The organism is Curtobacterium sp. Arg-1, from assembly GCF_025643395.1.
GTDB classification, from domain to species: Bacteria; Actinomycetota; Actinomycetes; order Actinomycetales; family Microbacteriaceae; genus Curtobacterium; species Curtobacterium poinsettiae.
On sequence record NZ_CP095731.1, the window covers coordinates 3,063,096 to 3,083,188 of the forward strand.

Genomic DNA, 20,093 nt, shown 5'->3' on the forward strand with positions numbered 1-20,093 from the left:
CGGTGGACGGACTGGAGGCCCGTGGCGGCGCCGCCACGGGCCTCCAGTCCGGTCCGCGGAAGCGACAGGTGCCGGCACGTGCGCCGGGTCCGCGGGGCGGGAGCAGCCCGGCGACGCCGGCTACGCCTGCTGCGTCGTCGCCTCGTAGTGGCGTGCGCCACCGCGCACACCCTCGAACCGGAACGGCGCGGTCGTGACGCGCGGACGCTCGACGTCCTCGCTGGTGGCGGCGCCGGCTGCGTGCAGCTCGCGGTACGCGTCGACCGTCAGCGGGACGCGTGCGCCGAGCAGCGCGCGCACCCGACCGACCCGGCGGTGCTCGCGGTAGTCGGGCCGGACGACACCGGTGATGAGCTCGCCGACGCTGCCCGAGCCGTAGCTGAACAGGGCGATGCGCTCCCCCGCCAGGTGCTCGTCGAGGTCGAGGAGTGCCGCGAGCCCGATCCAGAGCGACGCCGTGTACGTGTTGCCGGTCTGCTTGTTGTACGTGAACCCGACGAACAGCTCCGACTCGTCGAACGGCACGCCCACGTGCTGCGTGAGCTTCCGGTGCGCCTTGAGCGCCATCTTCGTGAACGGCTGGTGGTGGACGAAGCGCACGATGTCCTCGTACGCCGGCCCGCCCTGCTCGGCGAGGTCGTCCCACGCGCCGACGAACGCGTCGACGTAGGCGCTGACGGACAGCCGTCCGTCGACCAGCGCGGTGGAGCGGTCGTTCGGCCGCCAGAAGTCGTCGACGTCGGCGGTGTAGACGCCGGCGGCCGGCTCGATCTCGATCAGGTCGGGGTCGGCGGACACCAGGATCGCGGCGGCACCGGCACCCTGGGTCGGCTCGGCGGCGGTGTCGACGTCGTAGCGCGCGACGTCGGCGGCGATGACGAGCACCCGCTCGTGCGGGGCGCGGGCGACGATGCCGAGCGCGAGCTGCACCGCGGCCATCCCGCCGTAGCAGGCCTGCTTCAGCTCGACCACGCGGACGGCCTTCGGCAACCCGAGCAGACCGTGCACGTAGACGCCGGCGGCCTTGGACTGGTCGACGCCGGACTCGGTGGCGAACAGCACCGTCCGGATGCCCTCGACGCCGTGCCGGTCGATGAGTTCCTTCGCAGCGGTGGCGCCCATCGTGACGATGTCCTCGTCGGGGGCGGGCACGCTGAACGCGTCCTGCCCGATGCCGACGTGGTACTTCGCCGGGTCGACGCCGAGCCGCTCGGCCAGGTCGTCGAGCTCGAGCACGTGGTGACCGGTCGCGATCGCGATGTCGTGGATGCCGACGCCGCTCATGCTGCACCGCCTGCGGGCTTCGTGCCACGGCGTTCCATGGCGACGTGGGCGGCCATCAGCTCGCCCGGGTTGGTCTGCGCGGCGAGGAGCGAGAGCTCCCCGCACAGCACCGTGGCGGCGCAGAGACCGGCGAGGCGGCGGGCGTTCGCCCCCGGCTCGCGGTCGTCGCGGCAGCCGAGGCGCACCAGGGCGTCCTCGACGACGGGCAGGTCGCCGCCCTTGCCGTTGCCGACCGTGCCGACGATCAGGTGCGGCAGCGAGGTCGCGAAGTACAGGTCGCCGTCGCGGTCCTCGGCGCTCGTGATGCCCTGCGAGCCCTCGACGATGTTGGCGGCGTCCTGGCCCGTGGCCAGGTAGAAGCCGAGCAGCATGTTGGCGTAGTGCGCGTTCGCCGAGCGGATGGCGCCGGCGATCGTCGACCCGATCAGGTTCTTCGCGATGTTGAGCTCGACGATGCGTGCGGTGCTCGACCGCAGGCGCTTCTCGACGACCTCGCCCGGGATCACGATCTCGGCGATGGTGTTGCGGCCGCGGCCACGGATGCCGTTCACCGCGGTGGCCTTCTTGTCGGTGCAGAAGTTGCCCGACACCGACACGTACCGCAGGCCCGGCTGCCAGTCCAGGATCGCCGGCAGCAGCTTGTCCGCGGCCTGGGTGACCATGTTGTGGCCGGAGGCGTCGCCCGTGGTGAACGCGAAGCGCAGGAACAGCAGGTCCCCGACGATCTCCGGGTGCACCTCGATGAGCTTGGCGAACCGGCTCTGGCCGGCGACGATCGCGGCGAGCTCGTCCTGGCGTGCCAGGATCTGCCCGGCGGCGACGTGGGCGGCAGCGGCGCTGTCGGCACGGACCACGACGGATCGGGTCATCCGCTCGTCGACGACGGTCGCGACGATGCCGTCCTCGACCATGCGCGAGATGCGGGCACCGCGGCCGACGGACGGCCAGAGCGGCGACTCGTAGGTGGCGAGGGGGACCTCGTGCTCCCCCTGCACGGCGTTGCCGCTGACGCGGATCGGACCGACCCACTTGGTGGGGATCGGTGTGAGCAGGTCACTCATCGAGGGCTCCTTCTGGTGCTCGCACCGCGACGCTGAGGTGTCTGATGTCGTGCGCCTCCCAGGCGCGGTGGATGCCGGCGGGGTCGGTGTCCGCCGGGACGAGCGCGATGCCGCAGTCGCCGCCGCCGGCACCGGACGGCTTCGCCGCCCCGCCAGCCGCCTCGACGACGTCGCACAGGGTCGCGAGCCGCTCGGTCTCGATCTGCGACCCGACCGAGTCACCGAGACGCTGCATGAGCACGCGTGCACGCTTGAGGGCATCGAGCGTGCGCTCGGCGTCGCCGGTCTGGAGGCCCGTGGTCAGGTCGTCGACACAGCTGCGGCTCTCGTCGAGGAACGCCTGGTACCCGCCGTTGCGGTGCCGACGCACCACGTCGACGAGCTTCGTGGTGGACGCGGGCGAGCCGGTCCAGCCGACGAGCAGCTGCAGGTTCTCGGGGGCGGGGAGCCGCTGGACGTCGAAGCCCTGCCACGCGTCCGCGTCGGCCAGGATCGCGGACACCGCGTGGTCCCCGAGCATGGCGGCGAGCCGCTCGCGGTCCGGGGCGCTGTAGCGCAGCCACCCGCCGAACGTGCTCGCGGCGAGGTCACCGCCCGAGGCCCGGGGGTTGACCCGGATCGTCGCGAGCAGGGCGACCTGGAAGCGCTGGCGCTGGGTCAGACCGATGCCGTAGAAGCGGTCGAGGGCACCGACGGTCGCGACGGTCACCGCGGCCGAGGACCCGAGTCCGAACTTCCGGCCGCTGGCGTCGTCGAGCTGGCTCTCGATGCGCAGGTCGTGGAACCGCGGGGCGATGCCGCGCTCGGCGCGGAGCTTCTCGACCAGGTCGATCGTGGCCATCACGTAGTCGTAGGGGTGGTGCTCGCGGTCGAGCGCCAGGCCGTCCTCGGCACGGGTCCACGTGAGCGGGAGGTGCCCGTACTCCTCGGAGTGCACACTGCCCGCGCCGTGGCCCTCGCGCACCTTCGCCGTGATGGCGCGGTCGAGGGCGATCAGGACGGACGGCTGGCCCGGCTCGACGACGGCGTACTCGCCGGCGACGAACAGCTTGCCGTGTGCACGGAACTCGATCACTGCGCGGACTCCTTCTGGTCGGGATTGCTCCCGGTCTCTTCGGAGCGGAGCACCCGCGCGGCAGGTCCGGTGCCGGACTCGATGACGTCACCCAGCGACGCGAGCGCCCCGGCGACGGCCGACCGGTCCTGCGGCTTCGTGAGCACGACGACGTTCGGGCCGGCGTCGGCCGTGGCGTAGGCCTCGACCCCGCCGGCACGCAGCTCGGCGACGGCGTCGAACACGGCGACGCTGCGGGCGTTGAGGTAGCGGATCGGCGGGAAGGCGCCCTCGATCGTGGCGTGCATGCGGAGGGCGTTGCTCTCGGTGATCTCGCCGATGCGGGTGAAGTCGCCGGCCGCGCAGGCCGTGAGCATGTCACCGACGGTCTCGGTGGTCGAGGTGACCCAGGCGGGGTAGAAGGGCGACGTGGCGATGGTGCGGCGCATGGCCTCGCGCGACCCGATCGGCTTCGGGCCGGCGTCGATCGTGACGACGACCATGGCCATCGGCGGAGCGGGGATCGGCTCGGCGAAGGAGCCCTGGTCGTCGCCGGCGTGCCAGACGGCGACACCGCCGGGGATCGAGCGCGTGGCCGAACCCGAACCACGACGGGCCAGACGCGACAGGTCGCGCGGCGACAGGTCGAGGCCGTACGCCGCTGCGGCCGCGGTGGCCAGCGCTGCGAAGCCGGAGGCGCTCGAGGCCAGCCCGGCACCGGTCGGCACGGTGTTCTCGGAGACGACTGACGCGCGGGCGTCGCTGCCGGCGAGCTCCCGCACCAGGTCGAGGAACTGCTGCACGCGCACCAGCGCCCCGTCGTCGACGACGTGACCGTTCAGCGTGAACGTGTCTCCCCGTGCGCCCAGCGCCTCCCGTCCGCCGTCCACCGTGACGGTGGTCGTCGTCGGGAACACGTCGAGCCCCATCGAGACGCTGCCCGTGGCGGGCAGCGCGAGCTGCGCGTCTGCCTTCCCCCAGTACTTGACGAGGGCGATGTTGGGGTGCGCGACGGCGGTGGCTGTCAGCAAGCGCGGGCTCCGATCGTGGTGGTCCAGGTGGCTGCGGCCCCTGCAGCGCGGAGTGCGGCCGCGATGCGGTCCGCGTGGTCGTCGTCCGCGGCGAGCGCGAGGACGCACCCGCCCCGCCCGCCGCCGGTGAGCTTCGCGCCGAGGGCGTCCGCAGCGCGTGCGGCGTCGACGAGCCGGTCCAGGTCGACACTCGACACGTCGAGTGTGCTGAGCAGGTCGTGCGCGGCGTCCATGGTGACACCCAGAGCCTGGGCATCGCCGTCCTCGAGTGTCCCCCGTGCCCGCCGGGCGAGCGCGCCGATCCGGTCGATCACGGCGCCGACACCGGCCGGGTCCTGGTCGTGGCGTGCGCGGACCGCGGACACGGCTTCCCTGGTGTGCCCGGGGACGCCGGTGTCTGCGACGACGAAGGTGAACCGGGCGCCGAGCGCGACGGGTTCGATGTGCCCGGCCTCGAACCAGACCGGCGCGGACGCGACGACGCCCCGGGCGTCGAGGCCCGACGGACGCCCGTGGGCGACGCGCTCGCACTCCTGGATGAGTTCGTGGTGGGTCTCGACGTCGAGTGTCTCGCCCAGCGCGTCGGCGACGGCGGCGGTCACGGCCGCGGCGACCGCGGCGCTCGAGCCCATGCCGCGGGCGGTCGGGACCTCGCTGTCGACCCGGACGTGGAAGTGCCGGTCGGTGACCCCGAAGTGCCGCAGGGTCGCGGTGACCGCGGTGACGGTCGGCATCACGGCAGCGGGGGCCAGGTCGAGGGGGCCGGTGTGCACGGTGGACTGCAGGCTGTGACCGGGCTGCTCGGCGTCGGCGGCGACCGGGGTGACCGTCGCCACGACCCGCGCGTCGAGCACCGGCAGGACGAGAGCGGGTGCGCCGTACACCACGGCGTGCTCACCGATCAGGATCGTCTTGCCGTGGGACGACGCCGATCCGTTGCCGGGGGTCGTGGTGTTGTCGAGGTCGCAGCTGGTCATCGTGGGTCACGTCAGCCTAACCGCACGGGCCGTCGGCGTGTTCGTCAGCTGGGCATCCGCTGCATCGAGTTGTGCACAACTGGGTTGCGTGACAGTGTGGACGCATGCCCGTGACCGACGAGATGGTGTGCTTCTCCCTCTACGCGGCGTCCCGCGCCACCACGCAGGCGTACCGCACGATGCTCGAACCCTGGGGCCTGACGTACCCGCAGTACCTGGTGCTCGTCACCCTGTGGGTCGAGGGTGACCAGACCGTCTCGAGCCTCGGGGAACACCTGCAGCTCGACTCCGGCACCCTCTCGCCGCTGCTCCGCCGCATGGAGCAGAGCGACCTGGTCCGCCGCGAGCGCCGCAGCACCGACGAACGCGTCGTCACCGTCACCGTCGGTGAGCGCGGCCGCGAACTACGGTCCGAGCTGAGCGGCATCCCCGCACGCATCGCTGCCGGGATGGGCCTGGCCGACGAACGTGCCGCTGCCGAGCTCATCGCGACGCTGCACCGGCTGACCGAGACGATGCACACGGCGGCCGATCCCGAGCGAGACGCCGCTGACGCCGACGGCGGCGCCGTTTCGCGCTGAGCGACACCTCACTGCCACGTGTGCCCGTGAACTGTCACTGAGCGCGAGAGCACGCCGCACACCCCGAACTGCACGATCCGCCCCACAAGGAAGGAACCCCATGGAAGCCCTCTACACCGCCGAGGCCCTGGCCACCGGCGAAGGCCGCAACGGCCACGTCGCCACGAGCGACGGCACGGTCGAGTTCGACCTCGCCATCCCGAAGGAGATGGGTGGCTCCGGCAACGGCGCGAACCCCGAGCAGCTCTTCGCAGCCGGCTACGCCGCCTGCTTCCACTCCGCACTGCAGGGCGTCGCCCGCAGCCAGAAGGTGAAGATCACCGACTCGTCCGTCGGCGGTCGCGTGCAGATCGGCCCGAACGGCAACGGTGGCTACCAGCTCGCCGTCATGCTCGAGGTCGTCATCCCCGGCCTGGAGCACGACCAGGCCCAGGCACTCGCCGACGCAGCCCACCAGGTCTGCCCCTACTCGAACGCGACCCGCGGCAACATCGACGTCACCATCGTCGTCTCGGAGGACTGACCCATGAGCACCACCACCCCCACCACCATGCGCGCCGTCGTCCACGAGACGTTCGCCGAGCCCGCCGACGTCCTCGAGGTGCAGGAGCGCCCCGTCCCGACGCCCGCCGCCGGCGAGGTCCTCGTCCGCACGGTCCTCTCCCCCATCCACAACCACGACCTGTGGACCGTCCGCGGCACCTACGGCTTCAAGCCGGAGCTGCCCGCCGCCTCGGGCACCGAGGCACTCGGCGTCGTCGAGGCGCTCGGCGAGGGCGTCACGAACCTGCAGGTCGGCCAGCGCGTCGCCGGTGGCGCCTTCGGCGTCTGGGCCGAGTACTACACTGCGAACGCCGCAGGCCTCGTGCCGGTGCCGGACGCGATGACCGACGAGGCCGCCGCGCAGCTCGTCTCGATGCCGTTCAGCGCCATCAGCCTGCTGCACTCGCTCGACCTGCACGAGGGCGACTGGATCATCCAGAACGCCGCCAACGGTGCGGTCGGTCGCATGGTCGCCCAGCTCGGTGCCGCACGCGGCATCAACGTCATCGGACTGGTCCGTCGGGCCGCCGGTGTCGACGAGCTCCGTGAGCAGGGCATCGAGCGCATCGTCGCCACCGACGCCGACGACTGGCAGGACCAGGTCGCCGCGATCACCGGCGGCGCCCCGATCATCGCCGGTGTCGAGTCCGTCGGTGGCAAGGCCGCCGGCGACATCGCCTCGGTGCTGGGCGAGAACGCCACCCTCGTCGTCTTCGGCGCGATGGCGTCGCCGACGCTCGAGATCCCGTCGGGCAAGGTCATCTTCGGCCAGCTCACCGTGAAGGGCTTCTGGGGTTCCGTCGTCAGCAAGACGATGCCCGCCGAGACGAAGGGCCAGCTCTTCGGTGAGCTCATCACCCGCGTGCTCGACGGCTCGCTGACGCTCCCCGTCGCCGAGACCTTCGCCTTCGAGCAGGTCCGCGACGCCGTGCGCGCCAGCGACACCGCCGGCCGCGTCGGCAAGGTGCTCCTGCGCCCGTAGCGCGACCACAGGACGGGAGGCCCGGTGCCAGCTGGCACCGGGCCTCCCGTCCGTCTGCGTGCTTCGTCGCACACCGAATGAGCAGAAGACGCCGGGTGCCCTGGGGCGACCCGACGTCTTCTGCGCACTCGGTGCAGCGTGGTGCGGCCTAGCGGCGCGACGCCTTCACGGGGACGGTGAAGATGTTGCCGGTGGTGACGCCCTCTTCGACCTCTTCCAGGGTGCGGCCGCGGCTCTCCGGCACGAACTTCCAGATGAAGAGCAGGGCGAGGAGCCCGACGATCCCGAAGCCGAAGAACGTCCCGGTGATGCCGGTCGCGGCGACGATGGTCGGGAAGTACAGCCCGAGGAACGCGTTCGCGATCCAGAGGCAGAACACCGAGATGCCCATGCCGAGCGCGCGGATCTGGGTCGGGAAGATCTCAGACAGGACGACCCACACGGCGATGTTGAGGAAGGTCTGCATCGAGCCGACGAACGCGACGACCAGGAACAGGATCACCCACGGACGAGCGGGGTTGCCCTCGGGCAGTGCGACCGACGCGATGCCGATCAGGAAGTGGCAGGTCGTCGTCAGCGTGAACCCGAGGATCAGCGTCGTCCGGCGGTTGATCTTCTCCATGTTGTACAGGGCGATGACGCCACCGACCACGGCGATCACACCGGGTGCGATGTTCGCGATGAGGGCTGCCGATGCCTGGAATCCGGACTCGATGAGCACGGTCTGGCCGTAGTACATGATCGAGTTGATGCCGGTGAGCTGCTGCGCGACGCCGAGTCCGGCGCCGATGAGCACGATGCGGATGAGCCACTTGTTCCCGCGCAGCGTCTGCCACCCGCTGACGCGCTCGACCTTCGCCTCGATGTCGTTGCTCCGCTTGATGTCGTCGAGCTCGGCACGGGCACGGTCGGTGGTCCGCACCTGCTCGAGGACGGAGAGTGCTTCGTCGTAACGGTTCTTCGACGCGAGCCAGCGCGGCGACTCCGGCACCCGGAGCATGCCGACGAAGAGGGCGATCGCGGGGAGCGCGCAGACGGCCAGCATGACGCGCCACACCCCGTTGCCCTCACCCCACACGCTGCCGATGACCGCGTTGACCACGAACGCCGCGAGCTGGCCGATGACGATCATCAGCTCGTTGCGGCCGGACAGGGATCCGCGGATCTCGTACGGGGCGAGTTCGGCGAGGAAGACGGGCACCACCGTCGACGCGCCACCGACCGCGAGGCCGAGGAGCACACGACCGATGACGATGACCTCGAACGTCGGCGCGAACACGCAGATCAGCGTGCCGACGAAGAACGTGACGGCGAGCAGGATGATCGTCTTGCGGCGACCCCAGCCGTCGGCGATGCGGCCGCCGAGCATGGCACCGATCGCGGCGCCGAACAGCAGCGAGCTCGTGACGACACCCTCGGTGAAGTTGGTGAGGCCGAGCTCCGTCTTCATCGGGTTCAAGGCGCCGTTGATGACGCCGGTGTCGTACCCGAAGAGCAACCCGCCGAACGTGGCGACGAGGGCCAGCACGCCGAGACGTCGGCGGTGCGGCCCGGTCCCCAACGGGGGCAGTGCGACAGTCGGGGCTGTCGGTTTGATGTCGACCATTCGGTGACTCCTTCGTCGGTGATCGCGCGTCAGTGCGTGGACCGATCGTAACCCGATTTCATGTCCTGTCAATTGGACATTCTGTCGTCAGGTCGTTTGGATCGGTCCACAGAACACCTGATGAGGACGGGAGCGGTCCAATCTGCGATGCAGCGTCAGCGGTCGTCGTCGACGGGGCCGTCGCCGAGGACGTCCCCCAACGACGCCATGTCCGCACCGTGGTCGGTGTAGCGGCGGACGGTGCGTCGAGCGGCCGCACTGGCGGCGCCGGACAGGGCGGGGTTGCGCCGAGCGGCGTCGGCGACGCGGCCCGCGTGCCCCGCGGTCGAGAGCAGCACGTTCGCCAGCGCACGGGCGTCACCCCGCTCGGGGACCCCGGTCACGGTCCAGGCCGTGCGGACCTGCGCGTCCGGGGTGACGCCACGACGAGTGCCCATCCGGTGCCAGTCGGACAGCACGCCCTCGGTGCGTGAGGCCGCGCGGTCCGCCTCTCCCGCACGACGGCGGGCGGCGTCACGGGCGTCGGACTCGGTGTCCGTGCCCTCGACCGTGTCGTACCGGTCGGTGAGCCCGTCGGCCCGGCGCCGGACACTGTCGGCCCGTTCACGCGCCGCGGCGTCGTCACCACCCGCCGCTGCGATGCGGGCGGCGTGCGCGGCGGCAGCCGCGGCGAGGATCTCCGAACGCTCCATGCCCTCGACCGTAGCCGCTCCGACCGACACCGGCGGACCGTCCGTCGCGGTGGCGGGGCACCGCGACCAGCCGCGTTCCGCACTGAGCGACACCGCACGGGACGGCGCGCGCATGAGGTGTCGCTGAGCGCGAAACCGGCCCGGCGACCGGCCCGCGGCCGCAGCGCACGCACACGACGGACGGGAGGCCCGTGGCGGATCCGCCACGGGCCTCCCGTCCGTCAGGTGGGGGCGTGCGCTACTTCCGCAGCTCCAGGTACTTCGCGATGAGCGCCTTGGTCGACGGGTCCTGCGCGTCGAGCGCGGCCTGGTCGCCCTCGACGGCCGGCGTGACCTGCAGCGCCAGCTGCTTGCCGAGCTCCACACCCCACTGGTCGAACGAGTCGATGCCCCAGATCGTGCCCTCGGTGAACACGATGTGCTCGTACAGGGCGATGAGCTGGCCGAGCACGCTCGGGGTGAGCTCCGGCGCGATGATCGACGTGGTCGGCTTGTTGCCGGGGAACGTGCGGGCCGCGACGATTCCTTCGTCGGTGGTGCCCTCGGCGCGGACCTCGTCGGCGCTCTTGCCGAACGCCAGCGCCTTGGTCTGCGCGAAGAAGTTCGCCAGGAACAGCGTGTGCACGTCGGTGCCGGGCGCGACGCCCTTGCCGTCGCCGGTCTCGTCCTGCAGCGGACGGGCCGGGTTGGCGACCGTGATGAAGTCGGCCGGGATCAGGCGGGTGCCCTGGTGGATGAGCTGGTAGAACGCGTGCTGGCCGTTCGTGCCGGGCTCACCCCAGAAGACCTCGCCGGTCTCGGTGGTGACGGGCGAGCCGTCCCAGCGGACGCGCTTGCCGTTCGACTCCATCGTGAGCTGCTGCAGGTACGCGGCGAAGCGGTGCAGGTACTGCGTGTAGGGCAGGACCGCGTGGCTCTGCGCACCGAGGAAGTTCGTGTACCAGACGTTGAGCAGGCCCATCAGGACGGGGACGTTCTGCTCGAGCGGCGTGGTGCGGACGTGCTCGTCGATGGCGTGGAAGCCGGCGAGGAACTGCTCCCAGTTCTCCTTGCCGATGGCGATGACGACGCTCGTGCCGATGGCCGAGTCGACCGAGTAGCGGCCGCCCACCCAGTCCCAGAAGCCGAAGGCGTTCTCGGGGTCGATGCCGAACGCCTCGACCTTGTCGAGCGCGGTGGAGACGGCGACGAAGTGCTTGGCGACGGCGTTCTTCTTCTCGTCGTCGGCGGCGTCGGTCAGGCCGAGCTTCTCCCACAGCCACTGGCGGGCGAGGCGCGCGTTCGTCAGGGTCTCGAGCGTGCCGAAGGTCTTCGACGCGACGATGAAGAGCGTGGTCTCGGGGTCCAGGTCCGCGGTCTTCTCGTAGATGTCCGCCGGGTCGATGTTCGACACGAAGCGGGCCTCGAGGCCGGGCTGGACGTAGGGCTTGAGTGCCTCGTAGACCATGACCGGGCCGAGGTCGGAGCCACCGATGCCGATGTTGACGACGGTCTCGATGCGCTTGCCGGTGACACCGGTCCAGGCGCCGCTGCGGACCTGCTCGGCGAAGCCGTAGACCTTGTCGAGCGTGGCGTGCACGTCGGCGTCGACGTCCTGGCCGTCGACGGTCAGCGGCGCGGCCGGCACGAGGCCCTCGGTCGACTTCGGACGGCGGAGCGCGGTGTGCAGCACGGCGCGGTCCTCGGTGACGTTGATGTGCTCACCGGCGAGCATCGCCTGGAAGCGCTCGGCGACGCCGGTGTCCTTGGCGACCTGCAGCAGCGCGGCGAGGACCTCGTCGGTCACCAGGCCCTTGGACAGGTCGACGGTCAGGTCGGCAGCTTGGAAGGTGTACTGCTCGGCACGACCGGGGTCGCTGTCGAACCACCCTCGCAGGTCCGGGGTGAAGCCGGCAGCGATGCTGTCGAGCTTCTTCCAGCCTTCGGTCGATGTGGGGTCGACGGGAGCGGATTCGGTCACTTCGGTCCTCCTGGGGATCACGTTCGAGACGTACAGCCCGCGGGTCACGCAGCGCTGCGTCGCGGACCGTCTTCGAGCGTAGTGCGCTCCGGCAGGTGGTGCGCACAGTCGGACGGGAGGCGCGGCCCGCGTTCGCTGCGCGCGTCACGCCTCCCGGCCGGTCGCGTTCATCGCCGCGGTCGGCTTGCCGGGTTCAGGGCTGCGGTCGGCCTGCCCGGTTCACGACTGTGGCCGGGTTCACGACTGCGGTGCGAAGCGGCGCAGGCGCAGGCTGTTCGTCACGACGAAGACCGACGAGAACGCCATCGCCGCACCCGCGAGCACCGGGTTCAGCAGCCCCGCCATCGCGAGCGGGATCGCCGCCACGTTGTACGCGAACGCCCAGAACAGGTTGCCCTTGATGACGCCGAGCGTCGCGCGGGACAGCCGGACGGCGTCGGCCACCACGGTGAGCCGACCGCTCACGACCGTGATGTCGCTCGCCGCGATGGCCGCGTCGGTGCCGGCGCCCATCGCGATGCCGAGGTCTGCGGCTGCCAGCGCGGCGGCGTCGTTCACGCCGTCGCCGACCATCGCGACGCTCCGGCCCTCGGACTGCAGCCGGCGGACGGTCTCGAGCTTCGACGCCGGGGTCGCGCGGGCGTGCACCTCGTCGATGCCGACCCGGGCGGCGACGGCACGTGCTGCGCCGTCGTTGTCGCCGGTGAGCAGGACCGGGCGCAGGCCGAGCGCGCGGAAGCGGGTGATCGCGTCGGCGGCCTCGGGCTTCACGGTGTCGCCGACGACGACCACGCCCAGGGCGCTGCCGTTCCGGGCGACGACGACCGCGGTGGCCCCGTCGGCCTCGGCGCCGTCCACGGCGTCGGCGAGCACCGGCGGCAGGGTGATCGACCATGCGTCGGCGAGCCAGCGGGTCGTGCCGACCAGGACGACGTCACCGTCCACGACGGCCTGCACCCCGGCACCGGCGGCGGCGGTGAACTGCTCGGCCGCGGGCAGGTCGGTGGCCCGGGCGCGGGCCGCGGTGGTCACGGCGCGGGCGACGGGGTGCTCCGAGCCGTCCTCGACAGCGGCGGCGAGCCGGAGCACGGCGTCCTCGGTCTCGTCGACGACGGTCACGGACCGCAGGGTCATCGACCCGGTGGTGACGGTGCCGGTCTTGTCGAGCACGACGGTGTCGACGCCGCGCGTGCGCTCGAGCACTTGCGGGCCGCCGATCAGGATCCCGAGCTGCGAGCCCCGACCGGTGCCGACCAGCAGCGCGGTGGGCGTGGCGAGCCCGAGGGCGCACGGGCACGCGATGATCAGGGTGGCGACGGCGGCGGTGAAGGCCGCCGTGACCGAGCCGCCGAGCACGAGCCAGCCGACGAAGGCCAACACGGCGAGCGCGATGACGATCGGCACGAAGACGCCGGACACGCGGTCGGCCAGGCGCTGGACCTCGGCCTTGCCGGTCTGGGCGTCCTCGACCAGGCGCCCCATGCGGGCGAGCTCGGTGTCGGCACCGATGCGGGTGACGGCGACGACGAGTCGGCCGCCGACGTTGATCGTGGCGCCGGCGACCCGGTCGCCCGGTCCGACCTCGACCGGCACGGACTCGCCGGTGAGCATGCTGCGGTCGACGGCCGAGGAGCCGTCCTGCACCAGGCCGTCGCTCGGGATCCGCTCGCCGGGTCGCACGACGACGACGTCGCCGACGACGAGGGACGAGGTCGGCACGCGGTGTTCGGCACCGTCGCGCAGGACCGCGGCGTCCTTCGCACCGAGTTCGAGCAGCGCCCGCAGTGCGGCACCGGACTGCGTCTTCGCACGGGCCTCCATGTACCGGCCGGCGAGGATGAACACCGTCACGGCGGTCGCGACCTCGAGGTACAGGTCGGCGGCCTCGGGGTCGGTGGCGAACCACGAGAACGTCATGTGCATGCCGGTCGTGCCGGCGTCCCCGAGGAACAGGGCGTACAGCGACCACCCGAACGCGGCGAGGACCCCGACGCTCACCAGGGTGTCCATGGTGGCGGCACCGTGGCGGGCGTTCACCCATGCGGCACGGTGGAACGGGAGCGCTCCCCAGACCGCGACGGGTGCCGCGAGCGTCAGGGCGAGCCACTGCCAGTTCGGGAACTGCATGGCTGGCACCATCGAGAGCACCACGACGGGCACCGCGAGCACGGCGGACACGACCAGGCGTCGTCGCAGCGGTTCCGCCCGGTCCTGGTCGGCCGTGGGCTCGGCGTCGGCGGCAGCGGGCGGTGCCGGCACCGTGGCGCCGTAACCGGCGGACTCCACCGCGGCGATCAGCGCCTGGGGGTCGGCGGTGCCGTCGGCCGCGACCTGCACCTGCGCCTTCTCGGTGGCGTAGTTCACGGTGGCGGTGACGCCGGGCAGCTTGCCGAGCTTCCGCTCGATGCGGTTCGCGCACGAGGCGCAGGTCATCCCGGTGATGTCGAGTTCGACGGTGCGGTCCGTCACGAGCGCGCAACCTCGTAGCCCGCCTCGGCCACCGCGGCGTGCAGGGCGTCCGCATCGACCGGCGCCGCGGAGCTGACGGTGACCTCGGACGAGCCGCCGGGGACGAGTCGGACGTCGACGCCCGTCACCCCGTCGACCTCGGAGAGTTCCTCGGTGACGCTCATCACGCAGTGTTCGCAGGTCATGCCCTCGACGAGCAGCGTCTCGGTGGTCATGGTGTCTCCTTCTGGTTGATCGATCGTCAGGGGTCAGGAGCGGACGAGCCGGGCGATCGCCTGGCTGGCCTCGCGCACCTTCTCGTCGGCGGCGTCCCCGCCCTCGGCGACGGCCTCGGCGACGCAGTGCGCCAGGTGGTCTTCGAGCAACGACAGCGCGACGCGTTCGAGCGCCCGGTTCGCCGCGGATATCTGGGTCAGGACGTCGATGCAGTACGTCTCGTCCTCGACCATCCGCGCGATCCCGCGCACCTGCCCCTCGGCGCGACGGAGTCGCTTGAGCAGGTCGTCCTTGTCGCCGATGTACCCGACGTGTTCGTGCATGTCCGCCTCCACCGTTCTCAATACGGTACCCCCCTAGGGTATTCCTTTCCTTGTCTGGTGCAACTGATGGCATGATCGGCGCATGGACACCTCGACGACGAACGGATTCCGCCGGCTGCGGTTCTCCGACGGTGAGGGTTCCGACTACTCCGAGATCTTCGCCGCGGAGTACGGCGGCTCGGACTTCGCCTCGGAGACCTTCGCCACCGACGACACCCGGTACGAGTACACGGTCGTCGGCGACGACGACCTGTCACTCCGCACCATGCGTGCCGAGGGCGGGCGACGCGGCGGGGTCATCGGTGTGCGGGACGACCACGTGGTGTTCTGGCTGACCAAGGGCCGGCTCGAGATGCACTTCGCCGACCGCACCCGCGTCGTCGAGCCGGGCAGCCCGTACATCGCCTCGGCGTCCGAGGCGTACCGGTTCGAGTCCGACGGCACCGTCTACAACGGCGTGCACGTGTCCGACCGCTTCCTGCGGAGCGTCGGCCGCGACCTCGGCTACCGGCTGCCGGACGGTCCGCTGCTGTTCGACCAGCAGGACGAGGTCATCGCCCGGCGCGAACCGCTCCGGCACCTCATCCGCGAACTCGGCCCGGCACTGGTCGACGACCGCGTGCTCGGCCCGATGCGGACCGCGCTGAACCGTCGGCTGGCCGTCGTCATCCTCGACACGTTCCCCATCCGCAACCGCGGCGACGACGTCCCCGTGGCGAACCGGCTGCGTGACGCCGTCCGGTTCATCGAGCTGCACGCCGCCGAACGCCCCTCGATCCCCACCATCGCCGCCGCCTGCGGGCTCAGCCAGCGTGGACTGCAGGACGTCTTCGCCCGGACGCTCGACACCACTCCGCACCGGTTCCTCCGCGACCACCGCCTGGACCGGGTGCGGGAAGAGCTCCTGCGCGCGGACCGCGGCGGCGCGACTGCAGCGGACTGCCCGCTCGTGTCGTCGGGGATCGCCGTGATCGCCCGGCGGTGGGGCTTCACGAACCCCGGCCGGTTCGCCGAGACCTACCGCGAACGGTTCGGCGAGGACCCGGCCACCACGAAGCGCGCGGCACTCGCGGCGCAGCCGGAGGCCGGCAGGGCGTCGTGGCGTGTCCGTCGTGCGGTGTCCTACATCGAACAGCACCTCGACGACCCGCTCACGCTCGACGACATCGCAGCCGCCGCAGGGGTGCTCCCCCGTCGGTTGCAGCAGCTCTTCCGCGAGGAGCGCGGCGAGTCCCCGATGGCCTGTGTCCGCGCCATGCGGGCCGCTGCCGAACGCAACGACGCGGCCGGAATCGGCGAAACGGCCTGACGGAACGCCCCGGGGGTACACGCAGATCCCCGGATTTCCGGGGATCCCTGGATTTTTCCCGAATCCGAGAAGTCGTGTGTGACGAATCTCTTCCACAGCCCGTCTCATCCGTGAACAGCAACCGCTGGGAACGCCCGGCGGGTCAACGGAAGGAATGAACCATGGCTGACACCACCACCCCCACCCCGGCCACCACGGCGACCCGTGCCACCTCGCACGCCGGCACCAGCGGCGTCACCGGCAAGACCGTCATCGACGACACCGTCGTGTCGAAGGTCGCCGGCATCGCCGCCCGCGAGGTCAACGGCGTGCACTCCCTCGGCAACGGCGCAGCCCGTGCCATCGGCGCCATCCGCGACGCGATCGGCCAGCGCGACTTCGGTCAGGGCGTCAAGGTCGAGGTCGGCGAGAAGCAGGTCGCCGCGGACATCGTGATCGTCGCCGAGTACCCGGTGTCGCTCCAGCAGGTCGCCGACGGTGTCCGCACCGGTGTGGCCCGTGCCCTCGAGCAGATCGTCGGCATGGAGGTCGCCGAGGTCAACGTGACCGTCCAGGACGTCTACATCCCGGGTGACGACGACGACAACGACGACGAGAAGAAGGAAGCGCGAGTCGCATGAGCAACACGCTGATCGGCGCCCTCATCGGCGCAGTCCTCGCCGTCGTGGCACTGCAGTTCGGGTTCTGGGGCTTCGTGCTCGTGATCGTGTTCGGTGCGATCGGGGCCCTCGTGGCCGCCCTCGCCACCGGTCGCATCGACCGCGGCGCCCTGACCGACGTGCTGACCGGACGCCGGAGCTCCCGGTGAACGCCGGCCCGGACGTCCCGGGCCGCGTCGAGATCACCGCACGCGCGCTCACCTCGCTGGCGCGGGCCGTCGCAGCCGAAGGGCTCGGCGCCCCCGCCAAGCGGGTGCGCGTCGGACTCGGCGACGCGTCGGGAGCACTGTCCCTCGACATCACCGGGCCGATCGCCGCGAGCGACGACATCGTCTCCGGGTCGATCCGGATCGCGGACCAGGTCAAGGGCCGCGTGAGCGACCTGACCGGGCGCCGCGTCGGCAGTGCCCACATCGAACTCACCGGGATCGTGCGCGAGCACGAGTCCCGTGCCCGCTAGGAGGCCATCATGAGCAACGGTTCCGTCGAACGACGCATCCGTCGTCGGAGCGTGCACCGCTCCCGCTCCACAGCAGTGGCGGTGGCCCTCGTGGTGCTCGCCCTGGTGGCCGCCTGGATCGGCACCGAGTCGGTGCTCAGCGCCATCGGACGCCCACCGCTGGTCGCCGACCCCCAGACCGTGGTCGACACGGCGCTCCGCCCGGACGCCGCGTTCGTCACCATCGTCGAGGTCATCGCCGGCGTGCTCGTCGTCCTCGGCGTCGTGCTGGTCGTCCTGGCCCTCAAGCCCGGTCGCCAGCACCGATCGGTCGTCGAGCACGAGCGTGGTGCGGTCGTCATCGACTCCCGCATCGTCGCCTCCACCGCGGCGAACGCCGCCGGCATGGCGGCCGGCGTCCCCGAGGGGAACGCCTCCGCCACCGCCCGCGGCCGTTCCACCGAGGTCCGCATCGTCCCGGTCACCGGTGTGCCGGTCGACGAGGCGACCGTCCGCGCCGCCGTCGTGGAGCGCCTGAGCGGCCTCGACGAGCGTTTCGGCCGACGCGTCCGCGTCCGGGTCGAGGAGAAGGGAACCCTCGCATGACCAAGAGCAACCGGACCCTCAACCGGATCATCCTGTTCGTCCTCGGCCTGGTCGCCGTCGTCGTCGGGATCGCGATGGGCGCGGGTGTCCTGCCCGCCGTCCAGGATGCGCTCAAGCCGTACGTCGACCTCCCCCGCAGCCTCGACGTGCCCGCGTCCGCCCTGTGGATCGTCGCCGGGGCCGCGGCCCTCGTGGTCGTCCTGTCACTCGTGTGGGCGTCCACCCGCGGTGGTGGCGGCACGTCCGTCGCCGTCCGGGAACGCTCGGGCGACGACGCGGTCACCATCAACGTCGCACTCGTCCGGGACGTCGTCGAACACGAACTCGCGGGTGTCCGCGACGTGGTCGGCTCCCGCGTCGACACCTACCTCGTCCGCCGGCAGCGCGCCGCACGGATTCGTGTCGCGGTCCGCCGCGGCGGGGACGCCGTCACCGTGCTCGACGCCGTCGACCGAGCCGTCGCGGTCCTCGACCGCACCCTCGGCCGTCCGGTCCCGGTGCTCGTGCACCTGACCGGCGGTACCCGCTCCGCGCTCGCGAAGTCGACCCGCGTCCACTGACACCCGTCAGCCGGACGCACCCCCGGGCCTCCCGGCCCACCTCCACACCACCGGGCACACGCCCACCCACGAAAGGACCCGTGATGGGACTCGACGACAAGATCAAGAACGCCGCTCAGGACCTCGCCGGAAAGGCGAAGGAAGCCGTCGGCAACCTGACCAACGACGACGCCAAGGTCGCCGAAGGCAAGAAGGACCAGACCGCTGCGAGCGCGAAGCAGACCGGCGAGGACGTCAAGGACGTCTTCAAGAAGTAGGTCGCACGACCGCATCGGGGCACCCGTCGAACGGGTGCCCCGACGCGTCCCCGCGCTGATCCCGAACGAGGAGGAACCATGCAGCACGACCCCCATGCGAACACGCAGGTCACCGAGGTGGCCCTGCCCGCAGCACTGACGGAGCCGCTGCCCGACGACGCGAGCACCGCGACGATCGTCGCGCGCACCGCGGCGGAGACCGCGCTCGGCGTGCCCGGCGTGCACCACCTCGGCGGGATCGCCGCCCGTGCCGCCGACCAGCTGCGGAAGCAGCTCGGCCGCTCGGCCGGCACCGCCGGCGTGCAGGTCGACGAACAGGACGGCGAGCTCAGTGTCCAGGTCGCCGTCGTCGTCAGCTACCCGCACCCGGTGCTCGACGTCGCCGCCGAGGTCCGGCAGCAGGTGCGCGCAGCGACGCGCCAGCTGTCCGACCTGCACACCACGGTCGACGTGCGCGTCCTCGACGTGCACGGCCCGTTCGACGACGAGCAGTCCCCGCTGGGTCGCGCCGCCGAGCAGACGACCGACGCCCTCAAGCAGGCGGCCGAGTCGACCGGCGACGCCGTCAAGCGGGCCGCCGAGACGACCGCGGACGCCACGAAGCGCGCTGCCACGGCCACAGCGGACGCGACGAAGCAGGCTGCCGACGCCACCGCTGACGCCACCAAACAGGCAGCGTCCGCCACCGCCGACGCCACCAAGCGCGCTGCCGACGCCACCGCCGACACGACGAAGCGTGCCGTCGACGCCGCTGCCGAGACCGGCGAGCGTGTTCGCGACTCCGCCTCGGAGTCCCTCGCCCGCGCATCGGAACAGGCCGCCGACGCGGCATCGTCCGCGAAGGACGCCGCCGAACAGGCCCGCGACGTCGTCGTCGAGACAGCTGGCACGACCCGCGACCGGGCCGCCGACGCCGCCGATGCCGCGGCAGAAGCGGCTGACGACGCCGCTGACTCGGCCGCCGACGCCGCAGCGGTACCGCGGCACCGGGACCAGCCGTGACCACCGCCTGGTCCGGAGGGCGCCGGTCCCGCGACCGGCGCCCCCGACCCCGCGGCGTCTGGATTGCCGGCGGCACCGGGGTCTTCCTCGTGCTCGCCATCGCGGTCGGCGGCTTCCTGCCACTGGTCGGGTTCCTCGGCGGGGTCACCGCCACGACCGCCGGCCTCGTGCCGTTCCCGTTCGTCCGCGTCACCCTCATCGCCCTGCTCGGCGCGGTCGTGGTGCTCGCCCTGCTCCTGCTCGCCCTGACCCGCCGGCACACCGCCACAGCGACGACCGCCGTCGTGCTCGCCGTCCTGGTGAGCGTGGCCGTCACCCTGGTCCCCGTCGTCCTGGTCGCCGTCGGGTCCGCCGACCGTGCCGGCGACGTCTGGCCGATCGTCACGGAACTCTGGAACCGCTTCACCGGCTGACGTCGTGCACGCGGTCCCGGCCTGGAGGCCCGCCCCGCCCGCCCACGTCGGCGCACCCGGGTGGTCCTC

23 protein-coding genes are annotated in these 20,093 nt (G+C 71.8%); 12 read left to right on the forward strand and 11 right to left on the reverse strand.

Features of this window, described 5'->3' with window-relative positions; all coding sequences use genetic code 11:
• Window positions 1–120 precede the first annotated feature (120 nt).
• From MXD64_RS14615 to mvk, 5 genes are read right to left on the reverse strand one after another with little or no spacing between them, the layout of a single operon-like run.
• The gene (locus tag MXD64_RS14615) at window positions 121–1,284 is read right to left on the reverse strand and encodes a hydroxymethylglutaryl-CoA synthase (RefSeq protein WP_042539902.1); all 1,164 of its coding nucleotides are present in this window, start codon (window positions 1,282–1,284) and stop codon (window positions 121–123) included.
• Window positions 1,281–2,345, reverse strand: a complete 1,065-nt coding sequence (locus tag MXD64_RS14620) for a hypothetical protein (RefSeq protein ID WP_017885427.1) — start codon at window positions 2,343–2,345, stop codon at window positions 1,281–1,283. Before MXD64_RS14620 ends, MXD64_RS14615 begins: the two co-directional genes overlap by 4 nt.
• Entirely contained in the window at window positions 2,338–3,420 is a 1,083-nt protein-coding gene (locus tag MXD64_RS14625) for a phosphomevalonate kinase (protein WP_042539904.1), read from the reverse strand. Before MXD64_RS14625 ends, MXD64_RS14620 begins: the two co-directional genes overlap by 8 nt.
• A complete protein-coding gene (gene mvaD / locus MXD64_RS14630) occupies window positions 3,417–4,430 on the reverse strand; it encodes a diphosphomevalonate decarboxylase (RefSeq protein ID WP_042539906.1) in 1,014 nt (337 codons plus the stop codon). Before mvaD ends, MXD64_RS14625 begins: the two co-directional genes overlap by 4 nt.
• Window positions 4,424–5,407, reverse strand: a complete 984-nt coding sequence (mvk, locus tag MXD64_RS14635; RefSeq protein ID WP_140448800.1) for a mevalonate kinase — start codon at window positions 5,405–5,407, stop codon at window positions 4,424–4,426. The genes mvaD and mvk overlap by 7 nt, the downstream gene beginning before the upstream one ends.
• Window positions 5,408–5,511: 104 nt before the next feature.
• On the opposite strand from mvk, the gene MXD64_RS14640 reads away from it, so the two are divergent.
• From MXD64_RS14640 to MXD64_RS14650, 3 genes are all read left to right on the forward strand, one after another.
• A complete protein-coding gene (locus MXD64_RS14640; protein WP_200942679.1) occupies window positions 5,512–5,988 on the forward strand; it encodes a MarR family winged helix-turn-helix transcriptional regulator in 477 nt (158 codons plus the stop codon).
• A 100-nt stretch (window positions 5,989–6,088) separates the two neighbouring features.
• Window positions 6,089–6,511, forward strand: a complete 423-nt coding sequence (locus tag MXD64_RS14645; RefSeq protein ID WP_017885422.1) for an organic hydroperoxide resistance protein — start codon at window positions 6,089–6,091, stop codon at window positions 6,509–6,511.
• A 27-nt stretch (window positions 6,512–6,538) separates the two neighbouring features.
• Window positions 6,539–7,513: a zinc-binding dehydrogenase gene (locus MXD64_RS14650; protein WP_031259002.1), complete on the forward strand. Its 975-nt coding sequence runs from the start codon at window positions 6,539–6,541 to the stop codon at window positions 7,511–7,513.
• Window positions 7,514–7,661: 148 nt separating this feature from the next.
• Here the strand turns inward: MXD64_RS14650 and MXD64_RS14655 are convergent, their stop codons facing one another.
• The 6 genes from MXD64_RS14655 to MXD64_RS14680 all read right to left on the reverse strand — a co-directional run bounded on the left by MXD64_RS14655 (window position 7,662) and on the right by MXD64_RS14680 (window position 14,779).
• Window positions 7,662–9,119 carry a sugar porter family MFS transporter gene (locus MXD64_RS14655; protein ID WP_042539908.1) on the reverse strand — a complete coding sequence of 486 codons (1,458 nt, stop codon included), beginning with the start codon at window positions 9,117–9,119 and terminating at the stop codon, window positions 7,662–7,664.
• Window positions 9,120–9,274: 155 nt separating this feature from the next.
• Window positions 9,275–9,811, reverse strand: a complete 537-nt coding sequence (locus tag MXD64_RS14660) for a hypothetical protein (RefSeq protein ID WP_139179692.1) — start codon at window positions 9,809–9,811, stop codon at window positions 9,275–9,277.
• A gap of 238 nt (window positions 9,812–10,049) precedes the next feature.
• On the reverse strand, window positions 10,050–11,771 hold the full coding sequence (gene pgi, locus MXD64_RS14665) for a glucose-6-phosphate isomerase (protein ID WP_259552967.1): 1,722 nt from the start codon (window positions 11,769–11,771) through the stop codon (window positions 10,050–10,052).
• Between the two features lie 237 nt (window positions 11,772–12,008).
• The gene (locus MXD64_RS14670; protein ID WP_263136693.1) at window positions 12,009–14,240 is read right to left on the reverse strand and encodes a heavy metal translocating P-type ATPase; all 2,232 of its coding nucleotides are present in this window, start codon (window positions 14,238–14,240) and stop codon (window positions 12,009–12,011) included.
• On the reverse strand, window positions 14,237–14,455 hold the full coding sequence (locus tag MXD64_RS14675; protein WP_017885416.1) for a heavy-metal-associated domain-containing protein: 219 nt from the start codon (window positions 14,453–14,455) through the stop codon (window positions 14,237–14,239). The genes MXD64_RS14670 and MXD64_RS14675 overlap by 4 nt, the downstream gene beginning before the upstream one ends.
• A 33-nt stretch (window positions 14,456–14,488) precedes the next feature.
• A complete protein-coding gene (locus MXD64_RS14680; RefSeq protein ID WP_027466001.1) occupies window positions 14,489–14,779 on the reverse strand; it encodes a metal-sensitive transcriptional regulator in 291 nt (96 codons plus the stop codon).
• An 82-nt stretch (window positions 14,780–14,861) separates the two neighbouring features.
• Here MXD64_RS14680 and MXD64_RS14685 point away from each other — a divergent pair, with 82 nt between their 5' ends.
• The 9 genes from MXD64_RS14685 to MXD64_RS14725 all read left to right on the forward strand — a co-directional run bounded on the left by MXD64_RS14685 (window position 14,862) and on the right by MXD64_RS14725 (window position 20,024).
• Window positions 14,862–16,088, forward strand: a complete 1,227-nt coding sequence (locus MXD64_RS14685; RefSeq protein WP_056070064.1) for a helix-turn-helix domain-containing protein — start codon at window positions 14,862–14,864, stop codon at window positions 16,086–16,088.
• 161 nt (window positions 16,089–16,249) lie between these two features.
• The gene (locus tag MXD64_RS14690; protein ID WP_017885413.1) at window positions 16,250–16,708 is read left to right on the forward strand and encodes an Asp23/Gls24 family envelope stress response protein; all 459 of its coding nucleotides are present in this window, start codon (window positions 16,250–16,252) and stop codon (window positions 16,706–16,708) included.
• Window positions 16,705–16,896 carry a DUF2273 domain-containing protein gene (locus MXD64_RS14695; protein ID WP_017885412.1) on the forward strand — a complete coding sequence of 64 codons (192 nt, stop codon included), beginning with the start codon at window positions 16,705–16,707 and terminating at the stop codon, window positions 16,894–16,896. The genes MXD64_RS14690 and MXD64_RS14695 overlap by 4 nt, the downstream gene beginning before the upstream one ends.
• The gene (locus MXD64_RS14700) at window positions 16,893–17,207 is read left to right on the forward strand and encodes a hypothetical protein (protein ID WP_017885411.1); all 315 of its coding nucleotides are present in this window, start codon (window positions 16,893–16,895) and stop codon (window positions 17,205–17,207) included. Before MXD64_RS14695 ends, MXD64_RS14700 begins: the two co-directional genes overlap by 4 nt.
• Window positions 17,208–17,216: 9 nt before the next feature.
• Complete coding sequence (locus MXD64_RS14705) at window positions 17,217–17,792, forward strand: DUF6286 domain-containing protein (protein ID WP_056070061.1); 576 nt, start codon at window positions 17,217–17,219, stop codon at window positions 17,790–17,792.
• The gene (locus tag MXD64_RS14710; protein WP_056070056.1) at window positions 17,789–18,352 is read left to right on the forward strand and encodes a hypothetical protein; all 564 of its coding nucleotides are present in this window, start codon (window positions 17,789–17,791) and stop codon (window positions 18,350–18,352) included. Before MXD64_RS14705 ends, MXD64_RS14710 begins: the two co-directional genes overlap by 4 nt.
• Before the next feature lie 83 nt (window positions 18,353–18,435).
• Window positions 18,436–18,609: a CsbD family protein gene (locus MXD64_RS14715; protein ID WP_017885408.1), complete on the forward strand. Its 174-nt coding sequence runs from the start codon at window positions 18,436–18,438 to the stop codon at window positions 18,607–18,609.
• Window positions 18,610–18,687: 78 nt separating this feature from the next.
• Window positions 18,688–19,611 carry an Asp23/Gls24 family envelope stress response protein gene (locus MXD64_RS14720; RefSeq protein WP_263136694.1) on the forward strand — a complete coding sequence of 308 codons (924 nt, stop codon included), beginning with the start codon at window positions 18,688–18,690 and terminating at the stop codon, window positions 19,609–19,611.
• The gene (locus tag MXD64_RS14725) at window positions 19,608–20,024 is read left to right on the forward strand and encodes an MFS transporter permease (RefSeq protein WP_214519520.1); all 417 of its coding nucleotides are present in this window, start codon (window positions 19,608–19,610) and stop codon (window positions 20,022–20,024) included. Before MXD64_RS14720 ends, MXD64_RS14725 begins: the two co-directional genes overlap by 4 nt.
• Window positions 20,025–20,093 lie beyond the last annotated feature (69 nt).